This is a genomic window from Polaromonas sp. P1_F2 (assembly GCF_056405735.1).
On the sequence record NZ_JBFUBN010000008.1, the window covers coordinates 213315 to 229520 of the forward strand.

The 16206-nt window shown below is 66.6% G+C and carries 17 protein-coding genes, 1 pseudogene and 1 riboswitch; of the genes and pseudogenes, 11 read left to right on the forward strand and 7 right to left on the reverse strand.

Annotated elements, in window-relative coordinates:
* Nucleotides 1-4 precede the first annotated feature (4 nt).
* The 4 genes from AC1D0O_RS17225 to yedA form a co-directional block, all read right to left on the reverse strand.
* Entirely contained in the window at nt 5-904 is a 900-nt protein-coding gene (locus AC1D0O_RS17225; protein ID WP_477654718.1) for an ABC transporter permease subunit, read from the reverse strand.
* Nucleotides 901-1911 carry an ABC transporter permease subunit gene (locus tag AC1D0O_RS17230; protein WP_411879545.1) on the reverse strand — a complete coding sequence of 337 codons (1011 nt, stop codon included), beginning with the start codon at nt 1909-1911 and terminating at the stop codon, nt 901-903. Before AC1D0O_RS17230 ends, AC1D0O_RS17225 begins: the two co-directional genes overlap by 4 nt.
* Before the next feature lie 405 nt (nt 1912-2316).
* Nucleotides 2317-2775: an SWIB/MDM2 domain-containing protein gene (locus tag AC1D0O_RS17235; RefSeq protein ID WP_122956824.1), complete on the reverse strand. Its 459-nt coding sequence runs from the start codon at nt 2773-2775 to the stop codon at nt 2317-2319.
* Nucleotides 2776-2883: 108 nt separating this feature from the next.
* On the reverse strand, nt 2884-3807 hold the full coding sequence (gene yedA, locus AC1D0O_RS17240; RefSeq protein WP_477654719.1) for a drug/metabolite exporter YedA: 924 nt from the start codon (nt 3805-3807) through the stop codon (nt 2884-2886).
* Nucleotides 3808-3899: 92 nt separating this feature from the next.
* Between yedA and AC1D0O_RS17245 the strand changes: the two genes are divergently transcribed.
* The gene (locus tag AC1D0O_RS17245) at nt 3900-4391 is read left to right on the forward strand and encodes an Lrp/AsnC family transcriptional regulator (RefSeq protein ID WP_007873193.1); all 492 of its coding nucleotides are present in this window, start codon (nt 3900-3902) and stop codon (nt 4389-4391) included.
* Nucleotides 4388-4933, forward strand: coding sequence for a ribonuclease E activity regulator RraA (gene rraA, locus AC1D0O_RS17250; protein ID WP_477654720.1), 546 nt, complete (start codon nt 4388-4390; stop codon nt 4931-4933). Before AC1D0O_RS17245 ends, rraA begins: the two co-directional genes overlap by 4 nt.
* 112 nt (nt 4934-5045) lie before the next feature.
* Here the strand turns inward: rraA and AC1D0O_RS17255 are convergent, their stop codons facing one another.
* The 3 genes from AC1D0O_RS17255 to AC1D0O_RS17265 form a co-directional block, all read right to left on the reverse strand.
* Nucleotides 5046-5861: a sulfite exporter TauE/SafE family protein gene (locus AC1D0O_RS17255; RefSeq protein ID WP_477654721.1), complete on the reverse strand. Its 816-nt coding sequence runs from the start codon at nt 5859-5861 to the stop codon at nt 5046-5048.
* A 383-nt stretch (nt 5862-6244) separates the two neighbouring features.
* Complete coding sequence (locus tag AC1D0O_RS17260) at nt 6245-6565, reverse strand: cell division protein ZapA (RefSeq protein WP_477654722.1); 321 nt, start codon at nt 6563-6565, stop codon at nt 6245-6247.
* A complete protein-coding gene (locus tag AC1D0O_RS17265; protein ID WP_477654723.1) occupies nt 6562-6801 on the reverse strand; it encodes a DUF904 domain-containing protein in 240 nt (79 codons plus the stop codon). Before AC1D0O_RS17265 ends, AC1D0O_RS17260 begins: the two co-directional genes overlap by 4 nt.
* Before the next feature lie 46 nt (nt 6802-6847).
* A riboswitch (cobalamin riboswitch) is annotated at nt 6848-7136 on the forward strand.
* A gap of 83 nt (nt 7137-7219) precedes the next feature.
* On the opposite strand from AC1D0O_RS17265, the gene AC1D0O_RS17270 reads away from it, so the two are divergent.
* The 9 genes and pseudogenes from AC1D0O_RS17270 (at nt 7220) to AC1D0O_RS17310 (ending at nt 16171) form a co-directional block, all read left to right on the forward strand.
* A complete protein-coding gene (locus tag AC1D0O_RS17270) occupies nt 7220-9178 on the forward strand; it encodes a TonB-dependent receptor domain-containing protein (RefSeq protein ID WP_477654724.1) in 1959 nt (652 codons plus the stop codon).
* Nucleotides 9179-9196: 18 nt separating this feature from the next.
* Nucleotides 9197-10537, forward strand: a complete 1341-nt coding sequence (locus tag AC1D0O_RS17275) for a cobyrinate a,c-diamide synthase (RefSeq protein WP_477654725.1) — start codon at nt 9197-9199, stop codon at nt 10535-10537.
* Entirely contained in the window at nt 10534-11382 is an 849-nt protein-coding gene (locus AC1D0O_RS17280; protein ID WP_477654726.1) for an ABC transporter substrate-binding protein, read from the forward strand. The genes AC1D0O_RS17275 and AC1D0O_RS17280 overlap by 4 nt, the downstream gene beginning before the upstream one ends.
* Nucleotides 11379-11963 (forward strand): bifunctional adenosylcobinamide kinase/adenosylcobinamide-phosphate guanylyltransferase, encoded by a 585-nt coding sequence (cobU, locus tag AC1D0O_RS17285; protein WP_477654727.1) that lies wholly within the window; start codon nt 11379-11381, stop codon nt 11961-11963. The genes AC1D0O_RS17280 and cobU overlap by 4 nt, the downstream gene beginning before the upstream one ends.
* A gap of 5 nt (nt 11964-11968) precedes the next feature.
* Nucleotides 11969-12841 carry an ABC transporter substrate-binding protein gene (locus tag AC1D0O_RS17290; protein ID WP_477654753.1) on the forward strand — a complete coding sequence of 291 codons (873 nt, stop codon included), beginning with the start codon at nt 11969-11971 and terminating at the stop codon, nt 12839-12841.
* On the forward strand, nt 12838-13917 hold the full coding sequence (locus tag AC1D0O_RS17295; RefSeq protein ID WP_477654728.1) for a FecCD family ABC transporter permease: 1080 nt from the start codon (nt 12838-12840) through the stop codon (nt 13915-13917). Before AC1D0O_RS17290 ends, AC1D0O_RS17295 begins: the two co-directional genes overlap by 4 nt.
* Nucleotides 13914-14699 (forward strand): annotated as a pseudogene (locus tag AC1D0O_RS17300) (ABC transporter ATP-binding protein); the annotation flags it as partial. The gene AC1D0O_RS17295 and the pseudogene AC1D0O_RS17300, both read left to right, overlap by 4 nt.
* A gap of 27 nt (nt 14700-14726) precedes the next feature.
* Nucleotides 14727-15296 carry a cob(I)yrinic acid a,c-diamide adenosyltransferase gene (gene cobO / locus AC1D0O_RS17305; RefSeq protein WP_477654754.1) on the forward strand — a complete coding sequence of 190 codons (570 nt, stop codon included), beginning with the start codon at nt 14727-14729 and terminating at the stop codon, nt 15294-15296.
* A gap of 5 nt (nt 15297-15301) precedes the next feature.
* The gene (locus AC1D0O_RS17310; protein ID WP_477654729.1) at nt 15302-16171 is read left to right on the forward strand and encodes an ABC transporter substrate-binding protein; all 870 of its coding nucleotides are present in this window, start codon (nt 15302-15304) and stop codon (nt 16169-16171) included.
* Nucleotides 16172-16206 lie beyond the last annotated feature (35 nt).

Below are 16206 nucleotides of genomic sequence, written 5' to 3' on the forward strand. Positions count from 1 at the left end.
TCTTTCAGCGTTTCAATTTCGGGTCGAACGCATCGCGCAGTCCGTCGCCCAGCAAATTGAAGGCCAGCACAGTGATCAGGATTGCGAGGCCGGGGAAGGTGACCACCCACCAGGCGCGCAGGACGAATTCGCGGGCATCGGCCAGCATGGTGCCCCATTCGGGGGAGGGCGGCTGGGCGCCCAGGCCCAGGAAGCCCAGGGCCGCCGCGTCGAGGATGGCGGTGGAGACACCCAGCGAGGCCTGGACGATCAGCGGCGCCGTGCAGTTGGGCAGGATCTCGCTGAACATCAGGCGGATGCGGCTGGCGCCGCTCATGCGCGCGGCCGTCACGTAGTCGCGCGAGGTCTCGGCGATCACCGCGGCGCGCGTGATGCGCACGTAATGCGGCAGTACGACGATGGCCACGGCCAGCATGGCGTTCATCAGGCCGGGGCCGAGGATGGCCACGATCACGATGGCCAGCAGCAGGCTGGGCAGGGTCAGGATGATGTCCATCAGGCGCATCACCGCGATCTCGAAGATGCCGCGGAAAAAGCCCGCGAGCAAGCCCAGCACCGTGCCGACGACCACCGACAGCGCCACCACGGCCAGGCCGATGACCAGCGACAGGCGGGCGCCGTACATCAGGCGCGAGAGGATGTCGCGGCCGATGGCGTCGGTGCCCAGCGGGTAGGTCCATGATCCGCCGGTTTGCCAGGCCGGAGGCTTGAGGAACACCGCATTGTTGGTGATGTTGGGCGCGTGCGGCGCCAGCAGCGGCGCGAACAGCGCGATCAGCAGCACGCCGATGACGATGACCAGGCCGATCACGGCGCCGTTATTGGCGCTGAAGTAGTTCCAGAATTCGCGCAGCGGATGCGGCGGCGCGGGCGCGGTAGCGGGTTTCAAGGTGGCCGTGCTCATCGCTGGTGCCTGATGCGTGGGTTAATGATGCCGTAGGTGATGTCCACCAGCAGGTTGACGGCCATGACGATGGCGCCCAGCAGCAAAATGCCGCCCTGCAGCACGGGATAGTCGCGGCGGCTGATGGCTTCGATCAGCCATTTGCCGACGCCGGGCCAGGAAAAGATGGTTTCGGTCAGGATGGCGCCGGTGAACAGCACGCCGACCTGCAGGCCGATCACGGTGACCACCGGGATCAGCGCGTTGCGCAGCGCATGCAGGGCCACCACGCGCAGGTTGGACAGTCCCTTGGCGCGCGCGGTGCGGATGTAGTCCTCGCCTAGCACTTCCAGCATGGCCGAGCGCGTCATGCGCGCGATCACCGCCAGCGGATTGGTGCCCAGCACGATCATGGGCAATATCAGGTGCGAGGCGGCCGACCAGAACGCGCCCTTGTCGTCGGAAAGCAGTGAGTCGATCAGCAGAAAGCCGGTGGTGGGCTCGATGAAGTACTGCACCGACAGCCGGCCGGAGACCGGCGTCCAGCCGAGCTCCACGGAGAACAGCAGGATCAGCAGCAGCCCCCACCAGAAAATCGGCATGGAGTAGCCCGTGAGGGACACCCCCATGACACCGTGGTCGAGTATGGAGTTTCGCTTCACCGCAGCCAGGATGCCGGCCGGTATGCCGATCAGCAGCGCGAACAAAATCGCGCAGACGGCCAGTTCGATGGTGGCCGGAAACAGCGTGAGGAACTCGCGCAGCACGGGCTCCTGGGTGATCAGCGACTTGCCCAGGTCGCCCTTGAGCACGCGGACGATGTAGATGCCGTACTGCACCATAACGGGCTTGTCCAGGCCGAATTCCTTGAGGAGCTGGGCATGGCGCACCGGATCGATGCCGCGTTCGCCCGCCATGGTTTCAATCGGGTCTCCCGGCACCATGCGGATCAGGAAGAAGGCCAGCAGTGTCATCCCCAGGAAGGTGGGGATGATCAGGCTCAGTCGGGTAAAGATAAAGCGCAGCATTATCGCGGGATGCTAAAACAGCGGTGAGTGCGGGCCGGGGAATTTCCGTCGCGAAAGCGACATGCGGAGCGCGCGGAAATTTCCGCCGCCCCTGTCTTCAAATGCAGTGGCATCAACATGGGATCTTGTCTAGTCAGTCAGGCCCGGGGCAGTGCCGCGGGGAATTTTTTATCTTAGCAACATTAGCATCATTTTTCGGCACTGCCGCCACCGGCGGGCTACCCAGTAACCCTATGGCATCAGCACACCTACAGTGGCGCTTGCGGCGCTAATGAAGCGTGTTTCGAAGGCAAAGGAGTAATGCAGGATGCGTGCCAGAGGGCCGTCGCTGCGAGGCCGGGGCAGTGCATACGAGCATAAAAAAAGGCCGGTGAAACCGGCCTTTTCGAAATCGGCGGAAGCCGATTACTTGACGTGCTTGCCGATCAGGCCAGCCATCTCGAACATCGACACTTGCGCCTTGCCGAAAACGGCGCGCAGTTTTTCGTCGGCGTTGATCATGCGCTTGTTGACCTTGTCCTGCAGGCCCTTGGATTTGATGTAAACCCACAGCTTGCTGACGATCTCGGTACGTGGCAGAGGCTTGTCGCCAACCACGGCTGCCAGTGCGGGGCTCAAGGTCAGCGCTTTCATGAACGCTGCATTGGGCGTACGCTTTTTGGCGGGCGCTTTTTTCGCTGCTGGCTTTTTGGCCGCAACCTTCTTGGCGGGAGCTGCTTTCTTCGCGGCTACCTTTTTCGCAGGCGCTGCTTTTTTCGCAGGAGCCTTCTTCGCAGGAGCTGCTTTCTTCGCAGCTACTTTCTTTGCCGGAGCAGCCTTTTTTGCAGGCGCTTTTTTAGCCGGTGCTTTTTTCGCAGTTGCCATGATTGATTTTCCTTCTAGAAGTTGATAAATCACCACACGGATAACTACTTCCTTGTGGCAATGCGGATGCTACTGGAGAAAAACGCAGTTTCCTAGTGAAAACCCACTTTATTTGCGCCTGGATGTTGCAGATTTACCTCTGAAAATCAGGAAAACGCCCGTGAGAATCACGCCGCAGGCGGCCCATTCGCTCCCCGTGACGTGCTCTCCGGCGAAAAAAGCGCCCAGGAAAATCGCGATCAAGGGGTTCACGAAGGCGTAGCTGGTGGCCACCGCGGGCGAGGCATTGGCCAGCAAATACAGGTAGGCGCTGAAGGCGATCAGCGAGCCGAACACCACGAGATAGAGCCAGGCGAGCATCGCTTCGGGCTGCGCCGGCCAGTTCGCGGCGGCCTCGCGGTGCTCACCCAATGCAAGAGAAATCAGCATCAACACCGCGCCGCCGCACAACATTTCACTGGCGAAGCCCGCGGGGCCGGGGGCCAGCGGCAGCCGTGTGGCGGACAGCACCGAGCCCAACGACCACAGCAGCGTGGCGCCCGCGATGCAGGCCAGCCCCACCGGCGCCGCGCCGAAACTGGCGCCTTGCACCAGCATCAGCACACCCGCCAGGCCCACGGCCATGCCGAGGAACTCCAGCCGGCTGGGCCGCTGGCCCAGCAGCAGTCCCCAGGCCGACACCAGCATGGGCACGATGGCGATGAAGGTGGCGATCAGGCCCGAGCCGATGTGGACTTCGGCCGAGGCCGTCAGCCCCATGCCGCCGCCCAGCATCAGGGTGCCGATGATGGCGGCGTTGGCCCATTCGCGCCGGCTCGGCAGCTTGTGCCCGCGCGCCAGCACCCAAGCCATCAGCAGGATGCCGGCCGCCAGGAAGCGCGTGCCCATCTGGAAGAAGGGCGGAAAGCTGATCAGCGCGAAGCGGATCGCCAGGTAGGTCGAGCCCCACACCAGGTAACAGGCGAGCAGGGCGGGGATCAGGAGCGCCGGCGCCTTGCCGGCGGCGGGAGGGGAGATGAGTGCGGAGGTCATGCCGGGATGTTAGGTTGCCATGCGCGTGCGGGCCATGCAAAATTAACGGCAAAACCGCAACCGGCCTTTGAATTTAAAGCTTGAAACCCGACATGACCGAAACCACCGAATGGGACCACTACGACAGCCGCATCCTCGGCGAGCTGCAGCGCGACGCGCGCATCACCATGGCCGAGCTGGGCCGCCGCGTCCACCTGAGCCAGCCCGCGGTGACCGAGCGCGTGCGCAAGCTTGAGCTGGGCGGCGTGATCAAGGGCTACCGGGCGGAGGTCGACCTGGCGCGCCTGGGCTACGGCATACGCGCCATCGCCCGCGTGGGCAGGGTCGAATACGCCCGGGTGGTCAAGCTGATCGAGCAGACGCCCGAGGTCATCAATGCCTACAACGTCACCGGCGAGGACAGCTGGGTGCTGGAAATCGCGGTGATCGACGTCGCCCACCTGGACGCGGTGGTGACCAAGTTCTGCATCCTCACCGAGACCTCGACCTCCATCGTTCTGAACGCCCCCCGCGAAAACGCCGTCGTGCTGCCGGCCCGACGCGAGGACATCAAACCCGTCATCAAGAAAGTCACCGGAAAATGAGCACTGCCGTCCCTTCGTCTCCTGCCTCTCCTGCCTCTTCGGTTCCCGCCGCCTTCGCCACCTGCGACCTCTGCGATGCGCACAAAGGCGATACGTCGGGCGCGTTCAGGGTGCTGCCGCCGGTGTTCCAGAGTTATGGCGGTATCGCCAAATTCAGCGGCTCGGTCGTCACCGTCAAATGTTTTGAAGACAACTCGCTGGTCAAGGCCGCCGTCGAATCGCCTGGCGAAGCGCGTGTGCTGGTGGTGGACGGTGGCGGCTCGCTGCGCCGCGCCCTGTTGGGCGGCAACCTCGGCCTGGCCGCGGCCAAAAACGGCTGGGCCGGCGTGGTGATCGACGGCTGCGTGCGCGACGCCGCCGAACTGGCGCGATGCCGGGCCGGCATACGCGCCCTGGCCCTCATGCCCTTGCCCACGGAACGCCGGCAGGAAGGCCAGCGCGACATTCCCGTCCAGCTCCAGGGCGTGCGCATCTATCCGGGCGACTGGCTCTATGCCGATGAGGACGGCATCGTCGTGATGCCAGCACCCGGGCAAACTTGACGGTAGTGCTTCGATTCTTGCCAGCAGGGGCCGCGGAACCGGCTTTGCCGGGCCGCAGGCGCAACGCCCCCTCGGGGGGCAGGGAGCTACACGAAGTGAGCGACCGTGGGGGCTAACCTCTAATGCCCTTGTAGAGCATGTAGGCGGCCAACACGTAGAGGATGCTCGCGAACACCCTTTTGAGCTTGCCTACGGGCAGGCTGTGCGCGGCCTTGGCGCCCAGCGGAGCCGTCATGAAGCTGCACACGGCAATCACCACCAGGGCCGGCAGCCAGATGTAGCCGAAGGAGCTCTCGGGCAGGTTTTGCACACTTTGCCCGCTGATCACATAGCCCAGCACATTGGCCACGGCGATCGGGAAGCCCAGCGCGGCCGAGGTCGCCACCGCGCTGTGGATGGCCACGTTGCACCAGGTCATGAAGGGCACGCTGATGAAACCGCCGCCCGCGCCGACCAGGCCCGACAGGAAGCCGATGAAGCCGCCGGCCGCGAACTGGCCCGCCGTGCCCGGCATCTGCCGCGTGGGTTTGGGTTTTTTGTCCAGGAACATCTGCGTGGCGGAAAAACTCACGAACAGGCCGAAGAAGATCGCGAGGTAGGAGCCCTTGAGCAGCGCGAACACACCCAGGCTGCCGATGATGCTGCCGATCACGATGCCGGGCGCCAGCCGCTTGACGATGTCCCAGCGCACCGCGCCGCGCTTGTGGTGCGCGCGCACGCTGGAGATCGAGGTGAAGATGATGGTGGCCATGGAGGTCGCGATCGCCATCTTGACGGCCAGGTCAGGCGCCACGCCGCGATTGGACATGATGATGGTGATGAAGGGCACCATCAGCATGCCGCCGCCTATGCCCAGCAGCCCCGCGAGAAATCCGGTGCCCACGCCCAGTACGGCCAGTTCAACAATGAGAAGGGGTTCAAGCATCATGGGGTGTCAGGCATGGGGCCGCAGGCCCGCGGCGCTTCGAGGGGAAGCGCTGCGGCGGGGCGAGGTTGGAGGGAGGGGGAGGCGGGAGAGGGGCAAGGCGAGGGCGCAAATAAGGTGTCTGCGAGTGCCACTGGACCGTCATCCTGAACCGGGGTTCAGGTGGGCGAGGGCAGTCGGGTTTCGGGTTCGTCTGACGCGAGACGATCACACCTGCCGGACAATTTACCAAGCCCGTGCTCGTAGAGCATTGGTTCAAGGAAATATAAAGCCCAATACGCATCGCAGACGCCTTCATTGTAGGCCTTTGCGGCCCCGTGCGGAGCGTGGTGAAGGTATCCGTTGAAGGAGGTCGGGCAAGGGCTGCGGCCAAAGCGCGCCCGGCTTCAAAGCAGGCGGCCGTCCGTGCCCAGGGCGGTGTCCAGCCGCTGCAGCAGGGCCGCGAGCTGCGCGTTCTCGGCATTGCCGGCGGCGGGTGCGGCCGCCGGCGCAGCAGCGGCGCCCGGCGTGCGCTCGGGAAGTTCAAACGCCAGGTTCAGCGCCGCCAGCACCGCGATGCGGTCGCGCGCCTTGATCTTTCCGGCGTCGCGGATCCGGCACATGGCCATGTCGACGCGGTTGACGGCGTCCAGCATGCGCGCGTCGCCGTTTTCGGGGCAGCCCAGCAAATAGCTTTGGCCCATGATCTGCACTTCGAGCTGCTTCATGACTCGGTTCCCGCGGTGGTTTTGTTGCCGTGGCCGCTGCTTTCGGGCAGGCGTTCGAGCAGGGCGTCGACGCGGGCGCGGGCCGCGCCCAGGCGCGACTTGAGGGAGTCGCGCTCCTGGGTCAGGAGGCCGACCTGCTCCGCCAGCAGTTCGTTGGTGCGCTGCAATTCCTCGTAGCGCAGCAACAGCCGCTCGACGCGTTCGGTGATCTGGTCGATTTGGGTTTGGTTCGCCATGGCAAGCGTCATTGTAGGGTTTGCGGCGTGACATCGGGAAGGGCCGCGTAGAATCGGCCCTGTTGGTGCCCGCAGTGTGGTTCACATGCTGCAGTTCAACGGGAAGCAGGAGAGCGTCAAAGCCAGGCATATCGGGTCAACCCTGATCGCCGGCGCCCAGACCTTCAACCTGCGCTGCCCCCGCAACGGTAAAACGGACGAATGCGCTTTCCGGCTTCACGCCAGGAGCAAATTCAGCTTTCATCACTCGCCACTGAGCGCCTTGAACAAGCGCTTGGGAAGGCGATGAAGGTGGTTCCGTCAGCCCGGATACCGGCCAACAAGGTGAACGCGCACGTCCAGTCCCTGGGCTGGGCGTTTGTAACGCTCACACGCCGGCGGGGAAGCCGGCGAGGGCCCATTGCTGACTGTCTGATTCATGAAAATTGCTCCCCACGCACGCCTTGCCGTGTACCCGCCGGTGCTGGCCGCCGCATTCCCGCTGGTTTTCCTGGCCGCGTCTCCGGCCTTTTCGCAAACCGCCCCAACCGCCCAAACAACCCAAATCGCCCAGCTCACCCAGCCAGTAGCCCCGCGGCAGCTCAAGGAAATGGTCGTGAGCGCCACGCGCAGCGCCCAGCCGATCGGTGATGTCGTCGCCGACGTCACCGTCATTGACCGCGAGACCCTGGAACGCGCCGGCCCGGTCGGCCTGGCCGACATCCTGGCCCGCGTGCCGGGCGTCCAGATCACCCGCAACGGCGGCATGGGCGCGAACACCAGCGTCTTCGTGCGCGGCGGCGAAAGCCGCCACACCCCCGTCTTCATCGACGGCGTGCGGGTGGAGTCGCAGGCGACCGCCGGCGGCGCCTCCTGGAACAATATCCCGATCGCGCTAATCGACCGGATCGAGGTCTTGCGCGGCCCCAGCAGCGCCATCTATGGCTCCGACGCCGTGGCCGGCGTGATCCAGATTTTCACCAAGCGCGGGGAGGGCCTGTTTTCGCCGTCCGTGACGATGGGTTACGGCTCCTACAACACCAGCCGGGTTGAGCTTGCCGCCAGTGGGTCGGCCGGCGCTTTCGACTATGCGCTGGGCCTCTCGCAGGGGCAAAGCGACGGCTTCAACACCCGGACCATCGCGGGCCAGAACCCCGATGCCGATGGCTACAAAAGCCTGGGCGCCAACGCCAAGCTCGGTTTCCAGCTCAACCCCGACCACCGCATTGAAGCCAACGTGCTGCAAAGCCACACCGACTCCCAGTACGACGGCGGCCCGACCCGCGACTACCGCCGCATCGCCGACCTGCAGACCCTGGGCCTGCAATGGGAGGCCAGATGGTCTGATCGCTACAGCACCAAACTGGCCGTCACGCAGGGCACCGATTCCGGCGAGGAGGGCCTGAACGGCTCGACGCCGCAGATCTCTTATGACAGGAGCCGCATCAGCACGCTGCTGTTCCAGAACGAATACCGCCTGGGCGCGCACCTGCTGAGCGCCGCGCTGGAAAGCCGGCGCGACGTGTTCCGCCTGGTCGGCTCCACGGCCATCCCGGGGGGCGCGAGTGTCCTCAACAAGGACCGCTCCCTGGACGGCGTGAGCCTGGGCTACGGCTGGAGCGGCGGCGCGCACACCGTGCAGCTCGCCGCCCGCCACGACAGGGACAGCGAATTCGGCGGCAAGACCACCGGCTCCGCGGCTTATGCCTTCGCGCTCACGCCGCAGTGGAAGGTGTCCACCTCCGCCGGCACTTCGTTCCGGGTGCCCACGCTGTACCAGCGTTTCAGCATCTACGGCACCTCGACCCTGAAGCCCGAATCCGGCCGCAGCGTGGAGGCAGCGCTCAAATACAGCCAGGGGACGTCGCAGTACGGCGTCACGGTTTACCGCAACCGCCTGACCAACCTGCTGAGCTTTGTCAACGGCAACGGCCCCTGCATCAACGGCGGCCCGCCGACCGTGCTGAGCAACCGCGCCTGCTATGCCAACACGGCGCAGGCCCAGTACACCGGCCTGACGCTCACGGCGGCCGAGACCCTGGGCAATGTCCGCCTCCATGGTTCGCTCGATCTGCAGAATCCCAAGAACGTCACCACCAACCGCACCCTGCAGCGCCGCTCGCGCCAGTACGGCACGCTGGGCGCCGAAATGCCGCTGGGCGGCTGGCAGCTCGCGACCGACCTGGTCATGGCCTCGCACGCCTTCGACAGCGACAACACCAACGTGGTGCTGCCCGGCTATTCTGTCGTGAACCTGAGCGCCACGACGGCGCTGTCGCGCGACTGGAAGCTGGCCGCCAAGCTGGAGAACCTGGCCGACAAGGTCTACCAGACCGCCAACACCTACGCCACCGCCCGGCGTACCCTGTACGTCGGCCTGACCTGGGCTCCCCGCTAAGCTTTTATTCACGCCACCATGCCTCAATCCGTCCGCTGTCCCGCCATCCTCATCGCCGCCCCGGCCTCCGGCCAGGGCAAGACGACGGTGGCTTGCGCGCTGGCGCGGCTGCATGCGCGCCAGGGGCGACGTGTGCGCGTTTTCAAGTGCGGGCCGGATTTCCTGGACCCGTGCTGGCATGCCCTGGCCAGCGGCGCGCCGGTGTACCAGATGGACCTGTGGATGACCGGCGAGGCCGATTGCAGTGCCCGCCTGCATGCGGCGGCGCTGGAGGCGGACCTGATCATTGTGGAAGGCGTGATGGGCCTGTTCGACGGCGAGCCCAGCGCAGCCGACCTGGCGCAGCGCTTTGGCTTGCCGGTGCTGGCGGTGGTGGATGCGTCGGGCATGGTGGCGACATTTGGCGCGCTGGCCTTCGGCCTGCAGCACTACCGCCCCGCCATGCCCTGGGCCGGGGTACTGGCCAACCGCGTGGCCAATGCGCGCCATGCGGGCATGCTGCAGGCCAGCGTCGCGCCGGACCAATGGCTGGGCGCGGTGCTGCGCAATGCCGCCATGAGCCTGCCCAAGCGCCACCTGGGCCTGACCGTCGCGACCGAAGTGGCGGATGCCATGGAAAGGCTGGACGCCGCTGCCGATACGTTGGCCGCCACCCCGCTGGGCCAGATGACCCTGGACGACTTGCAGTGCTGGGCTGTGGACTTTACGGCCCCTGAAGCCTCCGCGTCCGCAGTCCCTGCACTTCGGGGCAAGACGATTGCCGTTGCACGCGACGCCGCTTTCTGTTTTATCTACGCCGCCAACCTGGACACCCTGCGCGCGCTGGGGGCCGAGCTGGTGTTTTTCTCGCCGCTGGCCGATGCGGCCGTGCCCGCCTGCGATGCGCTGTGGATTCCTGGCGGCTACCCCGAACTGCACGCGCCCACCATTGCGGCCAACAACGCGCTGCGGGACAGCCTGGCCGCGCACGTTGCCGCGGGCAAACCGGTGTGGGCCGAGTGCGGCGGCATGATGGCGCTGTTTGACACGCTGGTCACACTGGACGGCCAGCGCCATGCGCAATGGGGTGTGCTGCGCGGCGAAGTGACCATGCAAAAGCTGCTGGCAGGCCTGGGCCCGCAGCAGTTGCCGCTGGCTGGCGGCACCTTGCGCGGCCACACCTTCCATTACTCGACCACGGCCACGCCCTTGCAGCCCGTTTCCCGGACCTCACGGCCTGGCACCGTGCCCGCGCCGGATGCGGGCGAGGCCGTGTGGCAGCATGGGGCGGTGCGCGCCAGTTACTTCCATGCCTGGTTTCCCTCCTGCCCCGAAGCGGTGGCGGAGCTGTTCACGGTACCTGCAGAGGCGGCTGCATGACTGACTTGCTGCATTTCCAGCCCGGCCCGCAGCGCATCGTCTGCCTGACCGAGGAAACCACCGAATGGCTCTACCTGCTGGGCCAGGAGCAGCGCATTGTGGGTATCTCGGGCTACACCGTGCGGCCGAAACGCGCGCGCGACGAGAAGCCGCGCGTCAGCGCCTTCCTGAGCGCCAAGATCGAGAAGATCATGGAGCTGCAGCCGGACTGCGTGCTGGGCTTTTCGGACCTGCAGGCCGACATTGCCTCTGACCTGGTCAAGCGCGGTGTGCAGGTCACGATCTTCAACCAGCGCAGCGTGGCCGAAATTTTCTCCATGCTGTACCAGCTGGCCGCCATGGTGAACGAGGCGGAGCAGGGTGCCAGTCGCATTGCGCGGATGCAGGCCGATTTGCGCGCCATGCAGGCGGCCGTGGCGGCCAGGGTGGCGGCCGGTGCGCGCCGGCCCAGGGTGTATTTCGAAGAGTGGGACAGCCCGCACATCAGCGCGATTCGCTGGGTGTCCGAACTGGTCGGCATCGCGGGCGGGGACGATTGTTTTCCCGAACTCGCCGCCCAGTCGCTGGGCAAGAACCGCATCATTGCCGACGGCGCCGAGATCGTCCGCCGCAACCCAGACCTGATTCTGGGCTCCTGGTGCGGCAAGAAATTCCGGCCCGAGAACGTGGTGGCGCGTGAAGGCTGGAATGCCGTGAACGCCGTGCGCACCCAGCAATTGTTTGAAATCAAGTCTCCCGACATCCTGCAGCCCGGCCCCGCCGCGCTGACCGATGGCGTTGTCAAAATGCACCAGATCATCCTGCAGTGGATGGAAGCTGATCTCGCGGGAGCTTTCAAACCATGAATGCGATGACATTTGCCCGCAGTGAGCTGATCCTCGGCGGCCAGAGAAGCGGCAAGTCGCGCCGCGCCGAGCAGATGGCGCAGCAATGGTTGTCGCAGTCGACCGAACACCGGGCCGTGCTGGTCGCTACCGCCAGGCCCTGGGACGATGAGATGCGCGAACGCATACGCCGCCACCAGCAGGACCGCGCCGAACGTGTGCCCGGCATGGTGACTGTGGAAGAGCCGGTTCAACTGGCTCAGGCCCTCTTGCAGCACAGCGCCGCCCATACCCTGGTCGTTGTCGACTGCCTCACGCTGTGGCTTACCAATCTGTTGATGCCCGCGCCCGGCCTGGAGCTCAAGGATGCCGCCCAGGTCGCGTGGGAACTGGCGGGCTTGCTGGTGGACGCCATCCAATCGGCCCCCGGCCCATTGGTGCTGGTTGGCAACGAAATCGGCCTGGGCGTCATTCCCATGGGGCGCGAAACCCGCTCCTTTGTCGATGCGCTGGGCCAGCTGAACCAGCAGGTGGCCGGCGCTTGTGAGCGCGTCACCCTGATGGCGGCCGGTTTGCCGCTGACCTTGAAAGCTCCGTCGTGAATGGTGTGAAACGCATTGCCTTGTTGTTGCCCCTGCTGTGCCTGCTGGCGGCGGCGCCTGCCCGCGCCCTGCAAGTCACCGACGACCGCGGCGTGACCGTCACGCTGGCCCAGGCGCCGCAGCGCATCGTCAGCCTGCTGCCTTCGCTGACCGAGACCGTTTGCGAGCTCGGCCGGTGCCAGCGCCTCGTCGGGGTGGACCGCTATTCCAACTTCCCCGCCAGCGTGCAGAAACTGCCCCAGGTCGGCGGCGGGCTGGACCCCAACATCGAGATGATCGTCGCGCTCAAACCCGACGTGGTGCTGATGGCCACCTCGTCACGCGCGGGTGAGCGCCTGCAGGCGCTGGGCCTGAAAGTGGTGGCGCTGGAGCCCAGGAACCACGCCGACGTTCAGCGTGTGATGCTCAAGTTGGGCCAGTTGCTCGAGGTGCCCGATGCCGATCGCATCTGGCGCGCGATCGACGCCGGCGTCTCGGCAGCGGCCCAGTCGCTGCCGGCCGGTGTGCGCGGTACGCGGGTCTACTTCGAAGTCAACCAGGGCCCGTACGCGGCGAGCGAGTCGTCCTTTATCGGCGAGACACTGGCGCGTCTGGGCGTCAAAAACATCGTGCCGGCCAAACTCGGGCGCTTCCCCAAGCTCAACCCCGAATACATAGTCCGCGCCAATCCCGACCTGGTCATGGTCGGCCAGCGCAGCGCCGACGGCCTGCAGGCGCGGCCCGGCTGGCAAAGCATTCGCGCACTGCGCGAGCAACGGGTCTGCATCTTTCCGGCCGAAGAGGCCGATGTGCTGGTGCGCCCCGGCCCGCGCATGGCCGAGGGCGCGCGCCTGATGGCTAAATGCCTGGCCGGCAAAGCCCCGGGAGCCAAACCATGATGCAGGCCCGTGTGTGGTGGCTGGTGTGGGCCGGTGTGCTGGGCGCGCTGGCGCTGTCAGTACTCGGCATCTGCGTGGGCAGCGCCGGGCTGGAGAACCTGATAACGCCGCTGCTCAATCCCGCGCAGGACCCGTCGCAGACCGCGATGGCGCAGCAAATCATCTGGCAGATCCGCCTGCCGCGCACCCTGGGTGCCTGGGCGGCAGGCGCCTTGCTGGGCCTGGCCGGTGCGGTGGCGCAAGGCCTGTTTCGCAACCCCCTGGCCGATCCGTATTTGCTGGGCAGCGCCTCGGGCGCCTCGCTGGGCGTGGCGCTGGCGCTGGCCGCCCTGGGCGGCGGCGCCGGCATGCTGGGCGGCAGCATGATGAACGGCGGCGTGGCCGTCAGCGTGTTTTCCAGCAGCCTGTGGGTGCGCCTGGGCCTGACCGGCGCGGCTTTCCTGGGCGCGGTGTTCGCGGTGATGCTCACGCTGGCGCTGTCGCGCGGTGTGGGCCATACCCTGCGCCTGCTGCTGGCCGGCGTGGTGGTGGGCGTGGTGCTGGGGGCCATGACGCACCTGGTGCTGCTGTTCTCGCCCGAATCGCTGCAGGCCATGCAGGCCTTCATGCTGGGCTCGACCGCTTTTGTCGGCTGGACTTCCTGCGTGCTGATGGCCGGCGTGTGGTTCGTGTGCGTGCTGGCGGCCTGGCTGCTGGCGCGTGTGCTCGACGGCCTGAGCCTTGGCGACGCCACGGCCGTCAGCCTGGGCCTGCCGGTGGCGCCCATGCGCGCGGCGCTGGTGGCGGTGCTGGCGCTGGCCACCGGCACCGCGGTGGCGCAGACCGGCTTGATCGCCTTTGTGGGCCTGGCCGCGCCGCACCTGGTGCGCTCGGTGGTGAAGACCACGCACGCCCACCTGATGCTGCTCTCCAGCCTGATGGGCGGTGTGCTGCTGATGGCCGCCGACACGCTGGCGCGCGGCCTCATGGCCCCGCAGGAACTGCCCGTGGGCATGCTCACTGCGGTGCTGGGCGGCGGCTACCTGCTGTGGCTGATGCACCGCAGCAGCAGCCTGGGCGGAGGGCGCGCGGCATGAACACCGTGACGAATCCCATCGCCCTTCGCGCGCAAGGCATCGCGGCCAGCCTCGGCCATGGCGTGCAAAGGCAGCAGGTGCTGCACGGCATCAGTCTTGACATCGCCGCCGCGCGCTGGACCAGCATTGTCGGCCCCAACGGCGCGGGCAAGTCCACCTTGCTCAGGGCCCTGGCTGGCGTGCTGCCGCACGGCGGCGAGGTCAGCCTGCTGGGCCAGCCGCTGCACACTCTGCCGCATCGCGAGCGCGCCCGCCAGCTGGCCTGGCTGGGCCAGAACGAAACCTCGGCCGACGACCTGACCGTGTGGGACGTCGCCATGCTGGGCCGCCTGCCGCACCAGGCCTGGCTGGCGCCCCCCAGCGCCGCCGACCGGGCGGCCGTCGAACAGGCCTTGCGCGCCACCCGCGCCTGGGACTGGCGCGAGCGCGCCCTGGGCCAGCTCTCGGGCGGCGAGCGCCAGCGCGTGCTGCTGGCGCGCGCCCTGGCGGTGCAGGCCCAGGTGCTGCTAATGGACGAACCGCTGGCCAACCTGGACCCGCCGCACCAGGCCGACTGGCTGGACGTGGTGCGTGCCCTGGTGGCCGAAGGCAAGACCGTGGTCAGCGTGCTGCACGAGATCACCATGGCGCTGCAGGCCGACACCCTGGTGGTGATGGCCGAAGGCCGCGTCACCCACCAGGGCGCCTGCGCCGACCTGGCCACGCACCGGGCCCTGGAAGATGTATTCGACGGGCGCATTGCCGTACACCCCCTGCAAGGGCAGTGGATCGCGCTGCCCAAAGTCAACCGCCCCGCAAAGAGGACTCCTATGCAAATTGAAACACCCCCCGTCGATTACGAACGTGTCGTTCCCACGGCTGAGCGCCGCGGCCTCATCTTGATCAACACCGGCCACGGCAAGGGCAAGAGCACGGCGGCCTTTGGCCTGGCCCTGCGCGCCCACGGCCGCGGCAAGGCCGTCAAGGTCTACCAGTTCATGAAGGTGCCCAGCGCGCGTTTCGGCGAGCACCGGCTGTTCGAGCAGCTCGGCGTTCCCATCGAAGGCCTGGGCGACGGCTTCAGCTGGAAGAGCCGCGACCTCGAGCACTCGGCCCAGCTCGCGCTCGACGGCTGGGCCAGGGCCGAGGCCACGATACGCGCGGGCGAGCACTTCATGGTGGTGCTGGACGAAATCATGTACCCGCTGCGCTATGGCTGGATCCCCCTGGAAACCGTGCTCACCTGCCTGCGCGAACGCCCGCCGCATGTGCACGTGGTGCTGACCGGCCGGAATGCGCCGGCCGAACTGGTGGAGCTGGCCGATACGGTCACTGAGATGACCTTGATCAAGCACCATTTCAAAGCCGGCGTGCCAGCCCAACGCGGTATTGAAGACTAGACAAGATGGCTTCCACGCTTATCGCTTCCCGTACCGCGCTGCGCATGCTGCCCATGGTGTCGTCGCTGGCAGTTCTCGGGTTGCTCTCCGGCTTCGCGATGGCGCAGGGCTCACAGCCGGTGTCGCGCATCGTCACGCTTGCGCCTTCGCTGACCGAAGCCGTGTGCGCGCTGGGCCGCTGTGCCCAGTTGGTAGGTACCGACCGTCATTCCACCTGGCCCGGTTCGGTGCTGGCGCTGCCCAAGGTCGGTGGCCTGGAAGACGCGCAGATCGAACGCATCGTGACCCTGCGGCCCAATATGGTGTTGCTGGGCCCGCGCAGCCGCGCCGGCGAACGCCTGCAGGCCCTGGGAGTGCCGGTGACGACTTTTGATGCCCGCACCCATGCCGACCTGAAACGCATGCTGCTGAAGCTCGGCGACATGCTGGGCGAGCCGGCGCGTGCCGCGGAGCTGGTGGCCCGTATGGAGGCCGAACTCGACGCCGCGGCCGGCCGCATGCCCGCCGCCCTGCGCGGGCGCACGGTCTATGTGGAAGTCGGGGCAGGGTCCTCCGCAGCCAGTGAAAAAAGCTTTATCGGTGAGACGGTGGCCAGGCTGGGCCTGGTCAATGTGGTCAGCGGCGAGCTGGGCCTGTTTCCCCGGATCAACCCCGAGCTGCTGCTGCGCCGCCCGCCCGACATCATCATCGGCCCGCGCGCCACGCTGGCCAATGTCGCGGAGCGGCCCGGCTGGAGCGCGCTGCCCGCGGTGCGCCAGCGGCAGCTGTGCCTGCTGGACACCGAGCGCATGGACCTGCTGTCGCGCCCCGGCCCGCGCCTGGGCGAGGCCGCGCAAATGCTGGTGGAATGCCTGAGCGCACTACCGCCCCGTTAATTCGCCCCGCTAAATTTTCAACCGAGACACACAGT

What these genes read in the sequence shown, in the direction of transcription:
- cobU (WP_477654727.1), top strand. Translation starts at nt 11,379, where the DNA reads ATGAATGCGATGACATTTGCCCGCAGTGAGCTGATCCTCGGCGGCCAG.
- cobO (WP_477654754.1), top strand. Translation starts at nt 14,727, where the DNA reads ATGCAAATTGAAACACCCCCCGTCGATTACGAACGTGTCGTTCCCACG.
- AC1D0O_RS17230 (WP_411879545.1), bottom strand. Translation starts at nt 1,911, where the DNA reads ATGCTGCGCTTTATCTTTACCCGACTGAGCCTGATCATCCCCACCTTC.
- AC1D0O_RS17270 (WP_477654724.1), top strand. Translation starts at nt 7,220, where the DNA reads ATGAAAATTGCTCCCCACGCACGCCTTGCCGTGTACCCGCCGGTGCTG.
- AC1D0O_RS17255 (WP_477654721.1), bottom strand. Translation starts at nt 5,861, where the DNA reads ATGATGCTTGAACCCCTTCTCATTGTTGAACTGGCCGTACTGGGCGTG.
- AC1D0O_RS17260 (WP_477654722.1), bottom strand. Translation starts at nt 6,565, where the DNA reads ATGAAGCAGCTCGAAGTGCAGATCATGGGCCAAAGCTATTTGCTGGGC.
- AC1D0O_RS17265 (WP_477654723.1), bottom strand. Translation starts at nt 6,801, where the DNA reads ATGGCGAACCAAACCCAAATCGACCAGATCACCGAACGCGTCGAGCGG.
- AC1D0O_RS17245 (WP_007873193.1), top strand. Translation starts at nt 3,900, where the DNA reads ATGACCGAAACCACCGAATGGGACCACTACGACAGCCGCATCCTCGGC.
- AC1D0O_RS17280 (WP_477654726.1), top strand. Translation starts at nt 10,534, where the DNA reads ATGACTGACTTGCTGCATTTCCAGCCCGGCCCGCAGCGCATCGTCTGC.
- AC1D0O_RS17275 (WP_477654725.1), top strand. Translation starts at nt 9,197, where the DNA reads ATGCCTCAATCCGTCCGCTGTCCCGCCATCCTCATCGCCGCCCCGGCC.
- AC1D0O_RS17235 (WP_122956824.1), bottom strand. Translation starts at nt 2,775, where the DNA reads ATGGCAACTGCGAAAAAAGCACCGGCTAAAAAAGCGCCTGCAAAAAAG.
- rraA (WP_477654720.1), top strand. Translation starts at nt 4,388, where the DNA reads ATGAGCACTGCCGTCCCTTCGTCTCCTGCCTCTCCTGCCTCTTCGGTT.
- AC1D0O_RS17295 (WP_477654728.1), top strand. Translation starts at nt 12,838, where the DNA reads ATGATGCAGGCCCGTGTGTGGTGGCTGGTGTGGGCCGGTGTGCTGGGC.
- yedA (WP_477654719.1), bottom strand. Translation starts at nt 3,807, where the DNA reads ATGACCTCCGCACTCATCTCCCCTCCCGCCGCCGGCAAGGCGCCGGCG.
- AC1D0O_RS17310 (WP_477654729.1), top strand. Translation starts at nt 15,302, where the DNA reads ATGGCTTCCACGCTTATCGCTTCCCGTACCGCGCTGCGCATGCTGCCC.
- AC1D0O_RS17225 (WP_477654718.1), bottom strand. Translation starts at nt 904, where the DNA reads ATGAGCACGGCCACCTTGAAACCCGCTACCGCGCCCGCGCCGCCGCAT.